The organism is Duganella sp. GW821-FHT07F09 (assembly GCF_059418705.1).
Genome location: NZ_JBWKQJ010000001.1, coordinates 24824 through 41454 on the forward strand (window position 1 = coordinate 24824; position 16631 = coordinate 41454).

Here is a 16631-nt window from a genome sequence, read left to right on the forward strand (position 1 = left end):
TGGGTACTTCCTAAAATAAATGGTGCATCGCAATCCCGCATTATCCACTAGAAAGCCCCGGCGGACAAAAAAGGCCCCCCATCGTTTGCGTCAAAGCGAGCTCGGTAGCGGTGACTAAGATGAAAGGGCCGCCCTGGCATTCGCCGGTGCGACGCACTTTTTGGAGGAGATTATGGCATTCAACAATGTAGGCCCGCTGACCTTCCTGGCGCCGGGTCAAACGGCGTTCTGGAGCTACAGCTATCCGGGCGACCGCGGCACGCAGTTCGCATCGGCCGATGTCAAAGCACCCAACCAGGGTGCGGTCCACGTCGCCGACGAGCAGGGCAAGCGCAAGGAAAACAACGGCAACGCCACCTATTTCGTGCAGATCCACAATCGCGGCATCGGCGGCGCCTTTCACAACTTACAAGGCGGAGGCATGGTATGAAAATGACCATCATCACCGACGACCAAGGGAACATTCTTGGCGCCGTGCAGGGTCACTCCCTGTCGGAGAAACAAGGCGAGGTCGAGGCTAGCGTCTCGTTCGCGGAGGGCTATCAGACACATCTGATGGAAGTGGACGACGACATGGGCGCCATCCAAGACGCCACCATCTTCCAGCAGCGTCTGCGCAAGCATCTGGACATGCACATGCAAAAGGCCCATCCCAAGGCCTGAGCACGATCCAAGCCCCCACGGGGGCTTTTTTTACGCCGGCCGCCAGCCGGATGGGACCCGCCCGCGGTCAAGCCAGTTTTTGCTGCGCCACCAGAATGCCGTCGGCGTCGGCATAAATCCAGTCGCCCGGATTGACCGCGACGCCGGCGATGTGGACGCGCAGGTTGCGCTCGCCGGCGCCCTTCTTGCCGCTCTTTTGCGGATGGGCGCCGAGCGCGCGCACGCCGATCTCGCAGGCGTTGATTTCGTCGGTGTCGCGGATGCAGCCGTCGACGACGATGCCGGCCCAGCCGTTATCCTGCGCCAGCAGACCCAGTTGTCCGCCCACCAGCGCACGCCGCAGGCTGCCGCCGCCGTCGATGACCAGCACGTTGCCGTCGCCTTGCGTCTCGAGCATCGCGCGCACCAGCGCGTTATCCTCGTGCACCTTCAGCGTGGTTACGCGCCCGGAAAACCGCACATGCTTGCCGAAGTGCCGGAACACCGGCGGCAGCACGGCGAGACGCCCGTCCTCCAGCAGATTGGGATTGTCGTCACACAAATCGGTGGTGGCAAAGCTCATCGTCTTACCTCGCGGCGGAATGGGGATGAAGCCAATTCTATGCTGTTTTGGGGACGCCGGCCACGCGGCTGTTGTTGCCGACGCCTATCGTGGTGACGATCACCAGCGCCTGGAACACGCCGATGAAGACGAACACGCCGGCGGGATGGTTGGCATCCATTAGCGCGCCGAACAGCAAGGGGCCGAGCGCCAGCCCGCTGTCCAGTCCCGAATAGACGACGCCGAACACGCGCCCGGTGGCGTTGGCCGGGGCCGCGCCGCGTATCATCAGATCGCGCGACGGTCCGGCGATGCCGGTGACCAGGCCGATCATCCCCATCAGCACGATCGCCATCCACGCCGGCACCACGGCGGCGGCGAGCACCAGCGCCAGCACGGCCGCGCTGGCGAAGGCCAGCATGATGATGCGGTCGTGGTGGCGGCTGCCGGCGCCGAGGAAGCCGCCGTACAGCATGCCGGCTGCGGAGGCGAACATGAAGCAGGTGTAAGCCGACGTCGCCCATTGCAACGACATGCCGTACAGGCTCACCAGGCTGGTGGCGGCGAAGGTCTGGATGCCGGCCAGGGCGACGGCCGAGATCAGAAAGAAGCCAAAGCACATCCACACCACTTTAAGGCGCAGGAAATCGAGGGCGCCGGCGGGGGCTGGCGCGCCGGCTGCCGGGGCGGCCGGCTTGGCCAGCGGTTCGGGCCGCAGCGCGTGGCGGTTCCACAGCAGCAGCGCCAATACGGTCAGCGGCAGCAGCGCGGCGCTCAACAGCGCCGTGCGCCAGTCGGTGCGGCCGGCAACAAAGGTGAGGAACAATGGCGACAAGGCCCAGCCGATATTGCCGCTGATGCCGTGCACCGAGAAGCCATGCGCAAGCCGGCCCTTGGAGACGCGCTGGTTGAGCAAGGTGTAGTCGGCCGGGTGGAACACGCAGTTGCCGCAGCCGGCCAGGAAGGCGCCGGCCATCAGCTGGGCGTAGCTGTGCGCACCGGCCAGCATCACCGCCGACAGGCCCAGCAGCGCGATGCCGCTGAACAGCACGGCGCGGGCGCCGAAGCGGTCGACCACGAAGCCGGCCATCGCCTGGCCGACGCCGGAGACGGCGAAGAACACCGTCATCAGCAGGCCGAGTTCGGCGTAGCTGAGGTGGAATTCGGGCTTGAGCCACGGGATCAGCGCGGCCAGGATCACATGGTAGAAGTGGGAGGTGCCGTGGGCCAGCCCCACCAGCGTGATTACCTTGGCGTCCTGCCGCAATAGCGATTTTTCGGTCATTCCACATTCCTTGCTAATGTATATACGACAAGTGTACCAATCGCCGCGAGTCTGATTTAAGATAGAGCGACAACATTTATCGCGCTTCCGCCATCAGGTCGACTTCATGCCCATTCCTATCGTCACCCACACGCAGTTCAATTGGAACAGCGACTATCCGACGCCCGAACGGCCGTTGACGATGTCCGGCCGCGATCTGCCGGCCGACGCCGATCTGCTGCCACACCACCATCCGTGGGGCCAGTTCACCTACGCGATGCAGGGCGTGATGCGGGTGACGGCCAACAACAGCAGCTGGATCGTGCCGCCGCAGCGGGCGATCTGGATCGCGCCAGACGTGGTCCATGCGGTCAAGGTGCTCGAGCCTACCCGACTGCGGCCGTTGTGCGTGCACGCCAGCCGCTCGCCGTTTCAGGGGGATGAATGCAGGGTGTTGGAAGTGTCGAACCTGCTGCGCGAGCTGATCGCCACGCTCGAGCAGCACGACCAGCATGAACAATCAGCGAGGGAACGCTTGTTGGGGGAACTGATATTGGACGAGCTGCCGCGCTGCGCGGTGCGTCCGATACGCGTGCCGCTGCCGGCCGATAAACGTTTGAAGTCGCTGTGCGACGCACTGATCGCCGATCCGGGCGCGGAGCTGACCTTGCAGCAGTGGGCCGGCCGGGTCGGGGCGTCGGACCGCACGTTGACGCGGTTGTTCGAGCGGGAGTTGGGGATGGGTTTTGTGCAGTGGCGCCAGCAGGTAAGGCTGGCGCACGCCGCGCCGTTGATCGCGCGCGGCGTGCCCTTGTCGCAGGTGGCGGCGGAGTTGGGTTACGCCAGCCAGTCGGCGTTTTCCGCCATGTTCAAGAAAACCTTCGGCAATAGCCCGTCAGCGTTTTTCGACCAACGCTAACAGGCCATCCCCGTCACGCGCGGAACACCAACTCGCCGTTGTCGACATCGACATGGATCGTGTCCTTCGGACCGAAACGCCCCTGCAGGATCAGCTTCGACAGCGGATTCTCGATCTGCTGCTGGATCGCCCGCTTCAACGGCCGCGCGCCATACACCGGATCGTAGCCCGCCTCGGCGATCTTGTGCAACGCGGCGTCGGTCATCGTCAACGTCATCTCCATCTTGGCCAGACGCTGCTCCAGGATCGCCAGCTGGATCTTGGCGATGGCACCGATGTTCTTCTCATCGAGGCCATGGAACACGACGATTTCATCGATACGGTTGATGAACTCCGGCCGGAAGTGCGACCGCACCTCCGCCATCACCGCCAGCTTGACGACGCCGGGGTCCGACTCTTCCATCGCCTGGATCTTGTGCGAGCCAAGGTTGGACGTCATGATGATGACGGTGTTCTTGAAGTCCACCGTGCGCCCCTGCCCGTCCGTCATGCGGCCGTCGTCGAGCGCTTGCAGCAGCACGTTGAACACGTCCGGATGCGCCTTTTCCACCTCGTCGAGCAGGATCACGCTGTACGGCTTGCGGCGCACCGCCTCGGTCAGATACCCGCCCTCGTCGTAACCCACATAACCCGGCGGCGCGCCGATCAGGCGGGCCACCGAATGCTTCTCCATGAATTCGCTCATGTCGATGCGGATCATCGATTCCTCGGTATCGAACAGGAAGCCCGCCAGCGCCTTCGACAACTCGGTCTTGCCGACGCCCGTCGGCCCCAGGAACATGAACGAACCATACGGACGGTTCGGATCGGACAGGCCGGCGCGCGAACGGCGGATCGCGTCCGACACGGCGGTAATCGCCTCGTCCTGGCCGACCACGCGCTCGTGCAGCTTCTCTTCGATGTGCAGCAGCTTGTCGCGCTCGCCCTGCATCATGCGCGACACCGGAATGCCGGTCGCCCGCGAGACCACCTCGGCGATCTCCTCGGCGCCGACCTCGGTGCGCAGCAGCTTCTGTTTGGCCGGCGTGTTCTTCTCCAGCGACACGCCGTTGGCGGACGCCGTCTCGGCCTGCTTCAGCTCCGCCTCCAGTTCCGGCAGGCGGCCGTATTGCAGCTCCGAGACGCGCTGCCAATTGCTCTCGCGCGTGGCCTGCTCCATCTGCAGCTTGATGCGCTCGATCTCTTCCTTGATGTGGGTGCTGCCCTGCACCACCGCCTTCTCGGCCTTGAGGATCTCCTCGAAGTCGTTCAGCTCCCGCTGCAGGCGCAGGATCTCTTCCTCGATCAGGTCCAGACGGCGGCGCGAGCCCTCGTCCTTCTCCTTCTTGACGGCTTCCTTCTCGATCTTGAGCTGGATCAGGCGGCGTTCCAGCTTGTCCATCACCTCCGGCTTGGAATCGATCTCGATCTTGATCTTGGCCGCCGCCTCGTCGATCAAATCGATCGCCTTGTCGGGCAGGAAGCGGTCGGTGATGTAGCGGTGCGACAGCTCGGCCGCCGCGATGATGGCGGCGTCGGAGATGGCGACCTTGTGGTGCAACTCGTACTTGTCCTGCAAGCCGCGCAGGATGGCGATGGTCGCCTCCACGGTCGGCTCGTCGACCAGGATCTTCTGGAAGCGGCGCTCCAGCGCGGCGTCCTTCTCGATGTATTTGCGGTATTCGTCGAGCGTGGTCGCGCCGACGCAATGCAGCTCGCCGCGCGCCAGCGCGGGCTTGAGCATGTTCCCGGCGTCCATCGCGCCCTCGGCCTTGCCGGCGCCGACCATCGTGTGCATCTCGTCGATGAAGACGATGGTCTGGCCCTCGTCCATCGCCAGTTCCTTGAGCACGGCCTTCAGGCGTTCCTCGAATTCGCCGCGGTACTTGGCGCCGGCGACCAGCGCCGCCATGTCGAGCGCCAGCACCCGCTTCCCTTTCAGCGACTCGGGCACCTCGTTGTTGACGATGCGCTGCGCCAGGCCTTCGACGATGGCGGTCTTGCCGACGCCGGGTTCACCGATCAGCACCGGGTTGTTCTTGCTGCGGCGCTGGAGCACCTGGATGGCGCGGCGGATTTCGTCGTCGCGGCCGATCACCGGATCGAGCTTGCCGGCGCGGGCGCGCTCGGTCAGGTCCAGCGTGTATTTTTTCAGCGCTTCGCGCTGGCCTTCGGCCTCCTGCGAGTCGACCTTGGCGCCGCCGCGCACGGTGTCGATGGCCGATTCCAGCGATTTGCGGGACAGGCCGTTCTCGCGCGCCAGCTTGCCGGCCTCGGATTTGTCGTCGGCCAGCGCCAGCAGCACCATTTCGCTGGAGATGAACTGGTCGACGCGTTTTTGGGACTCCTTGTCGGCCAGGTTGAGCACGGAGACCAGCTCGCGGCTGGCCTGGACGTCGCCGCCGGTGCCGGACACTTTCGGCAGGCGGTCGAGCGAGGCTTTGAGCGCCTTGGTCAGGCCGCCGACGTTGACGCCGGCGCGTTGCAACAGCGAGCGCGCGCTGCCGTCGTCCTGGTTCAGCAGGGCCGTCAGCAGGTGCACGGGCTCGATGTACTGGTTGTCGTTGCCCACGGCCAGACTCTGCGAGTCCGACAGGGCTTCCTGGAGTTTGGTGGTGAGTTTGTCTTGCCGCATGGAATTGCTCCGATATATTTAACTTATCAGGTAGATAGTGTTATATGGGCAGTTTTCAAGGGCGGGCGGGCGGCGTTCCGGCGCCGGTGTGGGCGGCTCGGTGGCGGATTACGCGCTTCGCGCTAATCCGCCCTACGTGGTTCTGTGGTTTTCGGATGACCCGGGACCGATGAATCACGTGGAGACACGTAGGGCGGATTAGCGTAGCGTAATCCGCCATGCACGCGCGGCCAGCGGCCGATACATGGCCAATTACGCCGTTCCGCCCTGCCATTTCGCCAGGGCGGCATCGTCGCTGACACGGGCATCCACCCACCGCGCGCCCTCGGGCGTCTGTTCCTTTTTCCAGAACGGCGCTTCGGTCTTCAAATAATCGATAATAAATTCGCAAGCCGCGAACGCCTCGCCGCGATGCGCGGCCGTCGCCGCCACCAGCACGATCTGGTCCAGCGGCATGAGCGGCCCCACCCGGTGTATCACCAGCGCCCCGAACGTCGGCCAACGCAGCCTGGCCCGCTCGATAACGGCGCCGATCGACTGCTCGGTCATGCCCGGATAATGCTCCAGCTCCATCTCCGCCACGGTGGCGCCCTCGTTCAGATCGCGCACCACGCCCACGAACGTGACAATCGCGCCAACCTTGGGATTAGCGGCCCGCAATGCCGCCACCTCCGCACTCAGGTCGAAATCCTCCGTCTGGATGCGAACCTGGTTCAAGCTCACGCGCGCTCCGAGGCGCCGATGCGGCGGAACAGTTGTTCGATGCGGCTGGCGGTGCGGGCGTCGGCGAGGGCCGGCATCGCGCATAATTGCAGGTACGCGGCGGCGGCCGTCAGCGGCTTCTGGCCGGACTTGAGCGACGATTGCAGCACCTCGACCTGCATCTTGAGCCGCTCGCGGGCGAACTCCGCGCCACTGTCGACACCGGCGACGATCTCCAACCGCAGCACTTCGTCGAGCAACTTCGCGCGGTTGCGCTCAAGCTGCGCCGCATAGGCCTCGCGCTTGCCGTCCACCGCGGCCAGCCCGGCCGTGAAGCGTCCGTGCAGCGCGCGCTCGTACTCGGGCGCCAGTGGCGGCAAGGCCGTCCAACGGGCTTGCCAATCGGCAGTGTCGATGCCGTCGGCGCCGCCGTCGATACCGCTGATCGCGCCCTCCAACGCCTGGCACAGCCGCAGTTTGTCGCGCAGCGCGTTGGCCTGGGCGGCGCCGGCGCGGCGTTTGATCGCCTCCGCCTGCCCCTGCACCGCCGCCACGGCGGCCTGGTAGCGCTGCGATATCTTGGCTTCGGCCGCGCGCGGCACGGTGCCGGACGCGTTCCACGCGGCGGCCGCGTCGCGCAGCGTCTTGGCGATGGCCGCCAGTTGCGCCTTGTCGTCGCCGCTGAAGGTGGCCGTTTCCAGTTCTTTACAGATGGCCTCGCGCGCGTGCAGATGTTCCTTGCGCTCGTGATCGGCGGCATGCGCGGTTTCCTTGCGCTTGGCGAAGATCGCGTCGCAAGCGGCGCGGAAACGCTGCCACAGCGCCTGTTCGACCTTGCGCTCGAGCGGCAGCGCCTTGGCCTGCTCCTGCCAGCGTTCCTGCAAGCCGCGCAACTTGTCGAGCGTGTGGCGCTCCGACGGCTGCAATTGCTCGGCCTCGGTAATCAGTTGTTCGCGCTTGGCCGTTTCAATCTTGCGCTGCTCGGACAGCGGCGCCAGCATTTGCGCCAGCGCCTTGTCGAAGGCCTGGTCGAGCTTGCGCTTTTCCTTGCGGTCGATGGTGCCCAGGCGGCCCCACACCTGGCGCAGGCGCTGGCCGGCGGCGGCGACGTTCTTCAAGTCGGCGTTTTCGCTGGCGGCCGCCGCGGCCATCGCGTGGGTCTCGTCGATCAGCGCCTGCGCCTTGGCGGCGTTGGCGTGACGCTCGTCGGCCAATTGCTTGAAATGGGCCGCCGCCGGCGCATAGGCCGTGGTGCAGGCGGCGTCGAAACGCTCCCACAGGCTTTTCGGCGCGTGGCCGGAGACGTTGTCCAGCGACTTCCAGCGCTCGCGCATGCTGCCGACCTTCTTGGCCAGTTCGCTCATCGGCAAGCCCAGCGCCGGCAGCTCCTCCACCGCCTTGACCAGTTCCTCGCGCGAGACGTTGCCGCCCCAGCGGGCCCAGTCGCCCAGGCGCTTGAGTTCGGCGCGGACGTGGTTCAGGCGATCGGTCTGCGCCGGCGTCAGGCGGGTTTTGTGCTCTTTTAACCATTTATCGTGCTCGGCGGCATCGTGCAACGAACCTTGTTCGAGCGCGGCTTCCAGCGCATCCAGCGTTTCAAGGAACTTCTTGTCGGTTTCCTTGGACGGCTGCGCGGCCTTGGCGGGTTTGGCCCCTTTGGCCGCGTTGGCCAGCCTGGGCTGGGCCTGTGCATTGGACTTCGGCGCGGTTTCATCCGGCACGCCCGCCTCGGCGGTCGCATCTGTAGCGATGGCGTGCGCGGTCGCCGGCTCGGCAGCGGATGCCGGCGATGGCAGCGGCTGCGCCGGACGCTGCACGGCGGCCGACAGTCCGGCGCGCGCCTGCTCGATCGCCTGCGTGAAATCGCTCAGCAGATGCTTGGGCAGCGCGTTGTGCTCGGGCGCCTGCTGGTATCCGGCCAGCGCGGAGGTCGCGCGTTCCAGCGCCTGCGTCGCCTCGTCCGGCGCCAGGCCGGCGGCCGGCAGCTGGCGCACGGCGGCCATCGCATCGATAATGGCGCGCTGCAGGTTGACCTGCGCCTCGAGGCGGGCCGCCAGCGCGGCGCGGGCGGCGTCGTAGGGCACGGCCAGTTCCGGCACGGCCGAGGTGATCTTCCATTGGCGATCGAGCTCGGCGACCTGGTTCGGCGTCAATTTCTCGTCCTGCAACAGGCGGTTGGCGTGCTCCAGGCAGGCTTGCGCCTTTTGCAATTCGGCCTGCTGGTAGCGGATCGCGTCGAGCCGTCCCTGCATCAGCTTGGCGACGCGGCGGTCGGTGTTGCGCATCGCCTGCTGCACCTGTTCCAGATACGGCTGCGACCGCACATGCTCGGCGGCGGCCAGGCGCACGCCGGCGAATTCGCTTTGGAGGATCAGCTCGACGGCGGCCGCTTCATCGCCGGCCAGCGCGGCGGCGCGCTGCGCCTGCTCGTCGCGGCGGCTGGCCGATAACGCGGCGGCGGCGGCCTGCTCCGGAGCCGCCGTGGCGGGCGCGGCGGCGGCCGGCTGGTCGGTAGTGCGCTTGAAGATGAAATCGAACATGGTGCGCTATGTGGTGGAGAAAACCACCATCATAGCAAAGCAGGGGGAATTTGCCCGAGGCGCGTGCTATTTGGCGGCTATTTCGTTATGGCATCGTCCAGCGACTGCTGCCGGGCGCTATATAAAGGGGCGGGCGCCGGTCCCGCGTCGGCATCGTCGAGCTCCACCGTTGGTAACACTTGCAGGCCCGGAATGGTGATCCGGGCGTCGTCGATGCGGGGGCCGGCGGCGCGCCGGACACCGTTGGCCTGCGCCGCCGCCTTGGCCTTGGCTTTGGCCGCCACGGCCGGCGGCGCCTGGTCGCCCAGCACCACGCCGGAACGCTTCATCTCCTCCAGGTGCTTGTCATGCATCATCAGCTGGTTGGCGATGGAGAACCAGGTCTCCCCTCCTATCAGACCGCGCGCCATGGCAAACAGTTCCTGCTCTTCCTTTTCGAGCCGCTTGAGCAGCGACGTGCAGCAGGTTTCGATGCTTTCGCACACCTGCTCGACCCGGAAGTCGCGCACGTCGGCGTAGATGCCCATGCGCTCCTGCAAGGTGCGGATGGCGGCCAGCGCGGCCTGGTTTAAATGGTTGAGCTCGTCGAGCAGCGCGTCGGCGCGCTCGGTGGTTTCGCGCAGCGCCGGGATCAGGTACATCTCGGTCTTGCGCCAATGACAGGCCTGATACAGGCTATTGAGGTTCTCGCACGCGTATTCCAGCTGGGACAGGGTTATGCTGTTCTGCTGCATCAGCGTCGAGCGCACATACTTTTGAAACGATAACAAACTGAGGCGAACGCTGGACTGTTCGACCGACAGCGCTACCAGGGTATATGTGGCCGTTAACATTCTGACTCCCAAGACTAAAGTTGCGCTCACCCGGATGGGCGGCAAGAGCGGAAGTGAAAGTGTAAATAAACCCGACACGGACGCCTTGAGCTAGAACAAACAGGACCCCGCGTTTTATTTCATTTGGAACAGCAAATATATATCAAGCGGATAACTAACACTATCGCAAAGGCAGTTGGAGGCGCACCATTCCGGGTTCTGGATGCGCCGATACCACACCGCCGAACTGGCGCACCAGTTTTTGCACGCCAAGGTTCTCCGACAACGCGTCGCCAACGATCTCAGCCGTACCGTGGGCGCGGAAGTAATCGACCAGCTTACCGAACAGGATGTAGCCCAGTCCCTTCCCCTTCAGGTCGGAGCGCACGATGATGGCAAATTCAGCGTGCTGATTATCGGGATCGGTGACGGCGCGCACCACGCCCAGGGTCTCCGGCATGCCGTCGGCGCCGTTGCGGGTGGCGATGAAGGCCATCGCGCGGTCGTAGTCGATCTGCGTCAGGCGCGCCAGCTGCGCCGGCGGCAGCTCGCGCATGGCCGAGAAAAAGCGCAGCCGCACGTCGTCCGGATCGAGCGCGTGGAAGAAGGCCTGGTGCTGCGGGCCGTCCTCCGGCCGGATCGGCCGCAGCAGGATATGGCCGCCGTCCCACGCGACATCCTGCTCCAGCTCCTGCGGATAGGGTCGGATCGCCAACGTTGTCTTGCTGCGCGGCGGCGCCAGCCTCAGGTGCGCGCCCAGCGCCACCACCGCGCCGCCGATGGCCAGCAAGGGATTGAGGTCCAGCTCGGCCAGCTCCGGCAGCTCGGTCACCATGTCGGCCACCTGCACCAGCGTGCGCACGATGGCGTCGGCGTCGGCCGCCGTCTGGCCCGGCCCATACCCGAGCAGGCGCGCCACGCGGGTGCGGCCGACCATGTCGCGCGCCAGCACCATGTTCAGCGGCGGCAGGCCGGCGGCGCGGTCGGCCGCGACATCGGCGGCGATGCCGCCCTGGCCGAAGAACACCACCGGCCCGAACACCGGATCGGCGCCGATCTGGATGCGCGCCGCCGCCAGCGTGTGGCCGGACAGCGCCGCCTGTCGCGGCGTGGCCAGCGCGATGCCGTACGCCGCCAGCAGCGCCCGCGCATCCTCGTCCGGCAACTCGGCGCGGCCCGCCGCCAGCGCCGCCGTGACCAGCGACCGCGCGGCGGCCCGCTCCGGCGCCGAGGTGGTCGGCAAGCCGGCCGGCACCTCCATCAACAGTTCCTGGTTGCGGCGGTACTGGGCGATCTGCACGAAGCCGTGCACCGCCTTTTCGGGCGTGTCGTAGGTGGGCAGGCCGGCGTCGGCGAACACCTGGCGCGCGGCCGTCACCGAACTGCCGCCGAGCCAGCACGACAGCACGTTCTTGCCGACCGAGCGCATCAACGGCGCGACGGCCTCGGCGATCAACTGGCTCGACACCATCGCCGTCGGCGCGTGCAGGAACAGCAGCGCGTCGGCCTGTGCTTCGCGCAACAAGGTCTCGACGGCGGCCGCGTAGCGCTCGATCGGCGCGTCGGCCAGCAAGTCGACCGGGTTGGTGGGCGGCGCGCCGGCCTGCGTCAGCAGCTTGAGCGACTCGGCCGACAACGGCGCCAGCCGCGCGCCTCCGGTATCGAGCGCGTCGGCCGCGAGCAGTCCCAGCCCGCCGCTGTTGGTCAGCACGGCCAGCCGCTCGCCGCGCTGCGGCCGGCGCCGCGCCAGGGTTTCGACGGCGTCGAACAAGTCCCCGGTCGACTGCACGCGCAGCATGCCGGCGCGGCGGATCGCGGCGTCGAACACCAGGTCGGCGCCGGGCGCCGGATCGCGCCCGACCTTGAGCACGATGACCGGCTTGCCACGCGCGGCCAGGCGCCCTGCCGACATGAACTTGCGCGCCGAGCTCAAATGCTCGATGCACAGCAAAATCGCGTGGGTGCTGTTGTCGGCGGCCAGATAGTCGAGCAGATCGCCGAAATCGACGTCGGCGCTCTCGCCCATGGCGATGCAGCGCGAGAAGCCGATGCCGCGCAACGCCGCCCAGTCCAGCACGGCCGCCGCCAGCGCGCCGGATTGCGAAACGAAAGCCAGTTTGCCGGCGCCGGCCGGCAGGTGGTTGAAGCTGGCGTTAAGGCCCAGCGCCGGCGATTGGACGCCGATGCTGCCCGGCCCGAGGATGCGCAGCAGATGCGGCTTGGCGGCGTCCAGCATCGCCTGGCGCAGCGTGCCGGAACGGCCGTCGGTGGATGTCATGACGATAGCGGCCTTGGTGCCGCGCGCGCCCAGTTCGGCGATCAGCCCCGGGATGCCGGTCGGCGGCGTGCAGATGATGGCCAGGTCCGGCGCTGCCGGCAAGGCCGATACCCTGGCGTAGCACGGAATGCCGCGCAGTTGCGCATACTTGGGATTGACCGGCCAGACCGCCCCGCCATCGGCGATGAACGACCCTTGCACCAGATTGTCCAGCGCGCGCGTGCCGATGCGATCCGGTTTTTCCGACGCGCCGATCACGGCCACCGAGCGCGGTTGAAACAGTCGGTCGAGATTCCTGATGCTCATGGCGGGCGTTCCCAGGGTTGGGCGGGCAGGTTGCGAAAGTTACCAGCGTTGAATTACCAGCGTAATCACCAGCGAGAAACGTGATCCTCGGTCACGCCCATCATTTGCGTGACGATGCGTTTCGGCTGATCCGGCCCGCTGCGCACCCAGCCGCTGAAGGTGCCGACCGGCTGCAGATAACGGCTGGCCGCGAACAGCTTCTTCTTGTTGTCGCGGCGCGCGCCATCCGGCGTGAAATACAGCTCCAGCAAGTCGTCCTCGGTGAAGATATGCCATTGCGACAACGGATCGCTGCTATCGTACAGGAAGTGCGCCGGCGCCAGCGCATGCAACTCGCCATCGAGCCACAGCGCGTTCTCGTGGCCGCGGAAATAGCCGGCCTGCAGGTTGAAACCCATCTCCAGGGTATGCGCCGAGGCCCAGCGCCACGCGGTCTCGCGCGCCAGCAGGCCGTTCGAATAGTCGAAGCTGGCCACGCCGCCGGCCAGGTCGTAGTCCTCGCGCCAGGTGCGCACCTCGCCGGTCAGCGGCATGCCGGACGACTTTTGCGTCGCGTGCACCGAGCCGCGCGCCACCGGGCCCGTCGCCAGCAACAGCGGCGAGGCGCCCGGGCCGAACGCGGCGTCGATCTCCAGGAAGTCGCAGCGCAGCGACAGTTCGTAGCGGCCCTCGCCATCGCTGTCGATGGCGATGCGATTGCTTCCTTGCTTGAACCAGCTGTCCCCGCCCGCGTGGTCGGCCAGGCGCGCCGACCGCCCCGGCAGGCCGTCCTGTGAAAAATTGGCCAGCATGTCGCCGTCGTTGCGGTCGAAGGCGTAGGCGAACGCGGTGCAGGCCCAGCCCAGATCGACGATGGCGACCGCGCAGAAAACCCGCTCGGTGCACAGCGCCACGTAGTGCCAGCGCTTGTGGTGGAACCGCCGCCACAGCCGCCCGCGCGCGAACGGCGCGGCCAGGCGGGTCCAGTCGATGGGGCCGGCCTGGCCGGCGTAGCGGCCGAGCAGCGGCTGGCCGTCGGGCCCGACCAGATCGGCGGGGGCGGCGGGCAAACTCATGCCACACCCCGCAAGGCGGATGGGGATATCGGCTGCGTTATCAATTCGATCAAGTTTGTTCCTTGGCGTACAAGCGCGAGACTGAAGTTAGCCGCTATTTTAATGAGGAAACCAATACCACCTGTGAACGTGATGCATTTTTTTTGGCGGCGCCGGCAGGAAACGGGATACAAAGCGCGTATTTCCGTGCAGAATATCCACTCATGGCGCCCCGTCCCGCTACCGCTCACTCGATGACCGCACACAAAGATAGCCCGACGCTCGATTCTTTACGCACACTGTATCGTTCGATGCTGTTGCCAGCCTTCGCGCTGCTGGTGCTCGCGCTCATGTGGTCGGCGGTGGTCTACCAGGTGCGGCAGGAAAAGAAAAGCGCCCGCTTCGAGGCGGTGCTGCACAGTCAATCGCTGGCGCACACGCTGGCCGAACACGCCAACCACCTGCTGCGCCAGACCGACCACGCCACGCAGCTGTTCAAACTCAAGTTCGAACAGTCGAACGGCGCGCTGCGGCTGGCCGAATTCACCGGCAACAACGGCATGCTAGACACCCTGATGCCGACCAAGTTCAATCTGCCGTTCGCTCGCCTGGACACCACCGGCAAGGTGGTCGACAGCAGCAACGGCTATTTCGCGTCGGACCTGCGCGACCAGGCCTTCTTCAAAAGCCACGCCGCCAGCGCCGAGCAACGCACCGTGGTCGCCACGCCGGTGGTCGAGCCGCGCACCAACAAATGGCAGATCCAGATCTCGCGCCGCCTCGACGGGCCGGGCGGCCAATTCGCCGGCGTGGTCCTGGCGCTGCTCGACCCCGCGGACCTGGTCGACGACTACGACCGCGTCAGCGTCGACAGCGGCGGCGCGGTGATCCTGATCAGCCGCGAAAACGGCCTGGCCACCGCCCGCGTCGACGAGCAGATGGTGATCGGCGACGTCATCGACTTTCGCGTGGTGGCCCGCAGCGCCACCCGCCCCGCCGACGAGTTGGTGCTCAAGCGGCCGTTCGACGCCGTCGACCGCATCTACGGCTACGCGGAGATGCCGCGCTACCTGCTGATGGCGGCGGTGGGCAATCCCGTCCCCAGCGCGATGGCCGGTTTCGCCAAGCGCCGCACGCTGTATTACGGCGCGGTGACGGTGGCGTCGCTGCTGGTGCTGGCCGTGGCCGGGCTGCTGATCCGCCAGGCGCGGCGCGTGCGCGACAGCGCGCAACTGGTCATCGAGGCCCAGCTGTTGCTGCGCGCGGCCGCCGACGCCAGCCTCGATGCACTTTACCTGCTCAAGGCGCGGCGCGCCCCCGGCCCCGCCGGAGACATCACCGATTTCGTCATCGCCGACCTGAACGAACACGCCGCCGCGAGGCTGGGCTACCGCGCGCACGAGATCAAGGGCAAGCCGCTGCGCGAGGTGGCACCGCACCTGCACAACGACGGCATGGTGGAGAAGTTCAAACGGGTGATGGCCACCGGCCGGCCGCTGGAGGAGGAAGTCGAGCGCGATGAACCGGGCGCCGGAGCGTCCGGCGAGCGCTGGCTGCACCGCCAGGTCGTCGCCATCAGCAACGGCGTGGCCGTGACCACGCGCGACATCACGCCGCACAAGGAGGCCGAACTGGCGATGCGCAAGAACCAGGCCGAGCTGGCCGCCGTCAACGACGCCTCGCCACTGGGCCTGATCCGCGCCGACGCCGCCGGCCACTGCACCTACGTCAACCGCACCTTCGAATTCATCACCGGCCTGCGGCGCGAGGAAGCGCTGGGCGACGCCTGGATGCGCGCGGTCCATCCAAGCGACCGCCCGCTGCTCAAGACAGCCCTGCGGCGCATGGTCAAAACGCGGCTGCCGCACCAGGACACGCTGCGCTGCATCCACCCGGACGGCATGATGATCTGGATCTCGTTCAAGGTCGCCGCGATGGTCGTCGACGGCCAGGTGTACGGCTACGTGGGCACGGTCGACGACATCACCCACGTGCGCAAATCGGTGATGGCGCTGCGCGAGAGCGAGGCGCGGCTGCGCACCATCACCGACACGCTGCCGGCGATGATCGCCTACATCGATTACGAGGAGGTGTACCGCTTCCATAACATCGCCTACGAGCGCGAATTCAACCGGGGCGGCATGACGGTGCTGGGCAAGACCATCCGGCAGACGATGGGCGAGGCGCGCTACGCGGTGCTGGCGCCCTACATTCGGCGCGTGCTGGCCGGCGAGACGCTGACGTTCGAGGAGGACGACAGCAACGGTCCCGCCGAGCGCACCTTCGAAGTCGATTACATCCCGCAACGCGACGAGGACAATGTCACGGTGATGGGCTTTCACGTCATGCGCCAGGACGTGACGGCGCAAAAACACGAAAAACAGCGGCTGCTCAAGCTCTCGCAGGTGGACGCGCTGACCGGCCTGACCAACCGCGCCGGCTTCCTGCAAAAGCTCAACGAGAGCATGGCGGCCAACCGCGAAGGCGGCGGCATGATGGCCGTGATGTACATGGATATCGACCGCTTCAAGCCGGTCAACGACACCTATGGCCACAGCGTGGGCGACGCGCTGCTGAAGATATTCTCGGCCCGTCTGACCCACGCCATGCGCGCCAGCGACACCATCGCGCGGCTGGGCGGCGACGAGTTCACCGTCATCATGGAGCGCATCCACCGGATCGAGGACGCCGCCGCGCTGGCGGCCAAGATTGTCGCCGTGATGCAGGCGCCGTTCGACTTGAGCGGCACGGTGGTGTCGGTGTCGGCCAGCATCGGACTTGCCTTTTACCAAGGCGAGGACATCACCCCGGCGGAGTTGCTGAACCGCGCGGACATGCTGCTGTACGAGGCCAAGCAGGCGGGCCGCAACACATACCGGACAGACGATCAGCGATAAAACACGGCAACTCGGCATTCACTCATCATTTCTCAAGTCGTCCCCACCCATCTTGCGCTAT

General features: G+C 66.3%; 12 protein-coding genes. 4 read left to right on the forward strand and 8 right to left on the reverse strand.

Annotated elements, in window-relative coordinates; all coding sequences use genetic code 11:
• The first annotated feature begins 172 nt into the window (after positions 1–172).
• Positions 173–430 carry a hypothetical protein gene (locus AC07P1_RS00150; RefSeq protein WP_494693957.1) on the forward strand — a complete coding sequence of 86 codons (258 nt, stop codon included), beginning with the start codon at positions 173–175 and terminating at the stop codon, positions 428–430.
• Positions 427–663 (forward strand): hypothetical protein, encoded by a 237-nt coding sequence (locus AC07P1_RS00155; RefSeq protein ID WP_494693958.1) that lies wholly within the window; start codon positions 427–429, stop codon positions 661–663. Before AC07P1_RS00150 ends, AC07P1_RS00155 begins: the two co-directional genes overlap by 4 nt.
• Positions 664–730: 67 nt before the next feature.
• On the opposite strand, the gene rraA is transcribed toward AC07P1_RS00155, so the two are convergent.
• Together rraA and AC07P1_RS00165 are read right to left on the reverse strand one after the other, a co-directional pair.
• Positions 731–1225 (reverse strand): ribonuclease E activity regulator RraA, encoded by a 495-nt coding sequence (gene rraA / locus AC07P1_RS00160; protein WP_315222439.1) that lies wholly within the window; start codon positions 1223–1225, stop codon positions 731–733.
• Positions 1226–1262: 37 nt separating this feature from the next.
• On the reverse strand, positions 1263–2489 hold the full coding sequence (locus AC07P1_RS00165; protein WP_494693959.1) for an MFS transporter: 1227 nt from the start codon (positions 2487–2489) through the stop codon (positions 1263–1265).
• Between the two features lie 106 nt (positions 2490–2595).
• Between AC07P1_RS00165 and AC07P1_RS00170 the strand changes: the two genes are divergently transcribed.
• On the forward strand, positions 2596–3387 hold the full coding sequence (locus AC07P1_RS00170) for an AraC family transcriptional regulator (protein ID WP_494693960.1): 792 nt from the start codon (positions 2596–2598) through the stop codon (positions 3385–3387).
• 13 nt (positions 3388–3400) lie between these two features.
• Here AC07P1_RS00170 and clpB read toward each other — a convergent pair whose 3' ends face one another.
• From clpB to AC07P1_RS00200, 6 genes are all read right to left on the reverse strand, one after another.
• Positions 3401–6001 (reverse strand): ATP-dependent chaperone ClpB, encoded by a 2601-nt coding sequence (clpB, locus tag AC07P1_RS00175; RefSeq protein ID WP_494693961.1) that lies wholly within the window; start codon positions 5999–6001, stop codon positions 3401–3403.
• Positions 6002–6253: 252 nt separating this feature from the next.
• A complete protein-coding gene (locus AC07P1_RS00180) occupies positions 6254–6718 on the reverse strand; it encodes a molybdenum cofactor biosynthesis protein MoaE (RefSeq protein WP_494694780.1) in 465 nt (154 codons plus the stop codon).
• A gap of 2 nt (positions 6719–6720) precedes the next feature.
• Complete coding sequence (locus AC07P1_RS00185) at positions 6721–9243, reverse strand: DUF349 domain-containing protein (RefSeq protein WP_494693962.1); 2523 nt, start codon at positions 9241–9243, stop codon at positions 6721–6723.
• Positions 9244–9320: 77 nt separating this feature from the next.
• Entirely contained in the window at positions 9321–10076 is a 756-nt protein-coding gene (locus AC07P1_RS00190) for a hypothetical protein (protein ID WP_494693963.1), read from the reverse strand.
• A gap of 160 nt (positions 10077–10236) precedes the next feature.
• Entirely contained in the window at positions 10237–12639 is a 2403-nt protein-coding gene (locus AC07P1_RS00195) for a bifunctional acetate--CoA ligase family protein/GNAT family N-acetyltransferase (protein WP_494693964.1), read from the reverse strand.
• A gap of 65 nt (positions 12640–12704) precedes the next feature.
• Positions 12705–13694 carry a DUF2804 domain-containing protein gene (locus AC07P1_RS00200; protein WP_494693965.1) on the reverse strand — a complete coding sequence of 330 codons (990 nt, stop codon included), beginning with the start codon at positions 13692–13694 and terminating at the stop codon, positions 12705–12707.
• Between the two features lie 233 nt (positions 13695–13927).
• Between AC07P1_RS00200 and AC07P1_RS00205 the strand changes: the two genes are divergently transcribed.
• On the forward strand, positions 13928–16570 hold the full coding sequence (locus tag AC07P1_RS00205; RefSeq protein WP_494693966.1) for a diguanylate cyclase domain-containing protein: 2643 nt from the start codon (positions 13928–13930) through the stop codon (positions 16568–16570).
• The last annotated feature ends 61 nt before the right edge of the window (positions 16571–16631 follow it).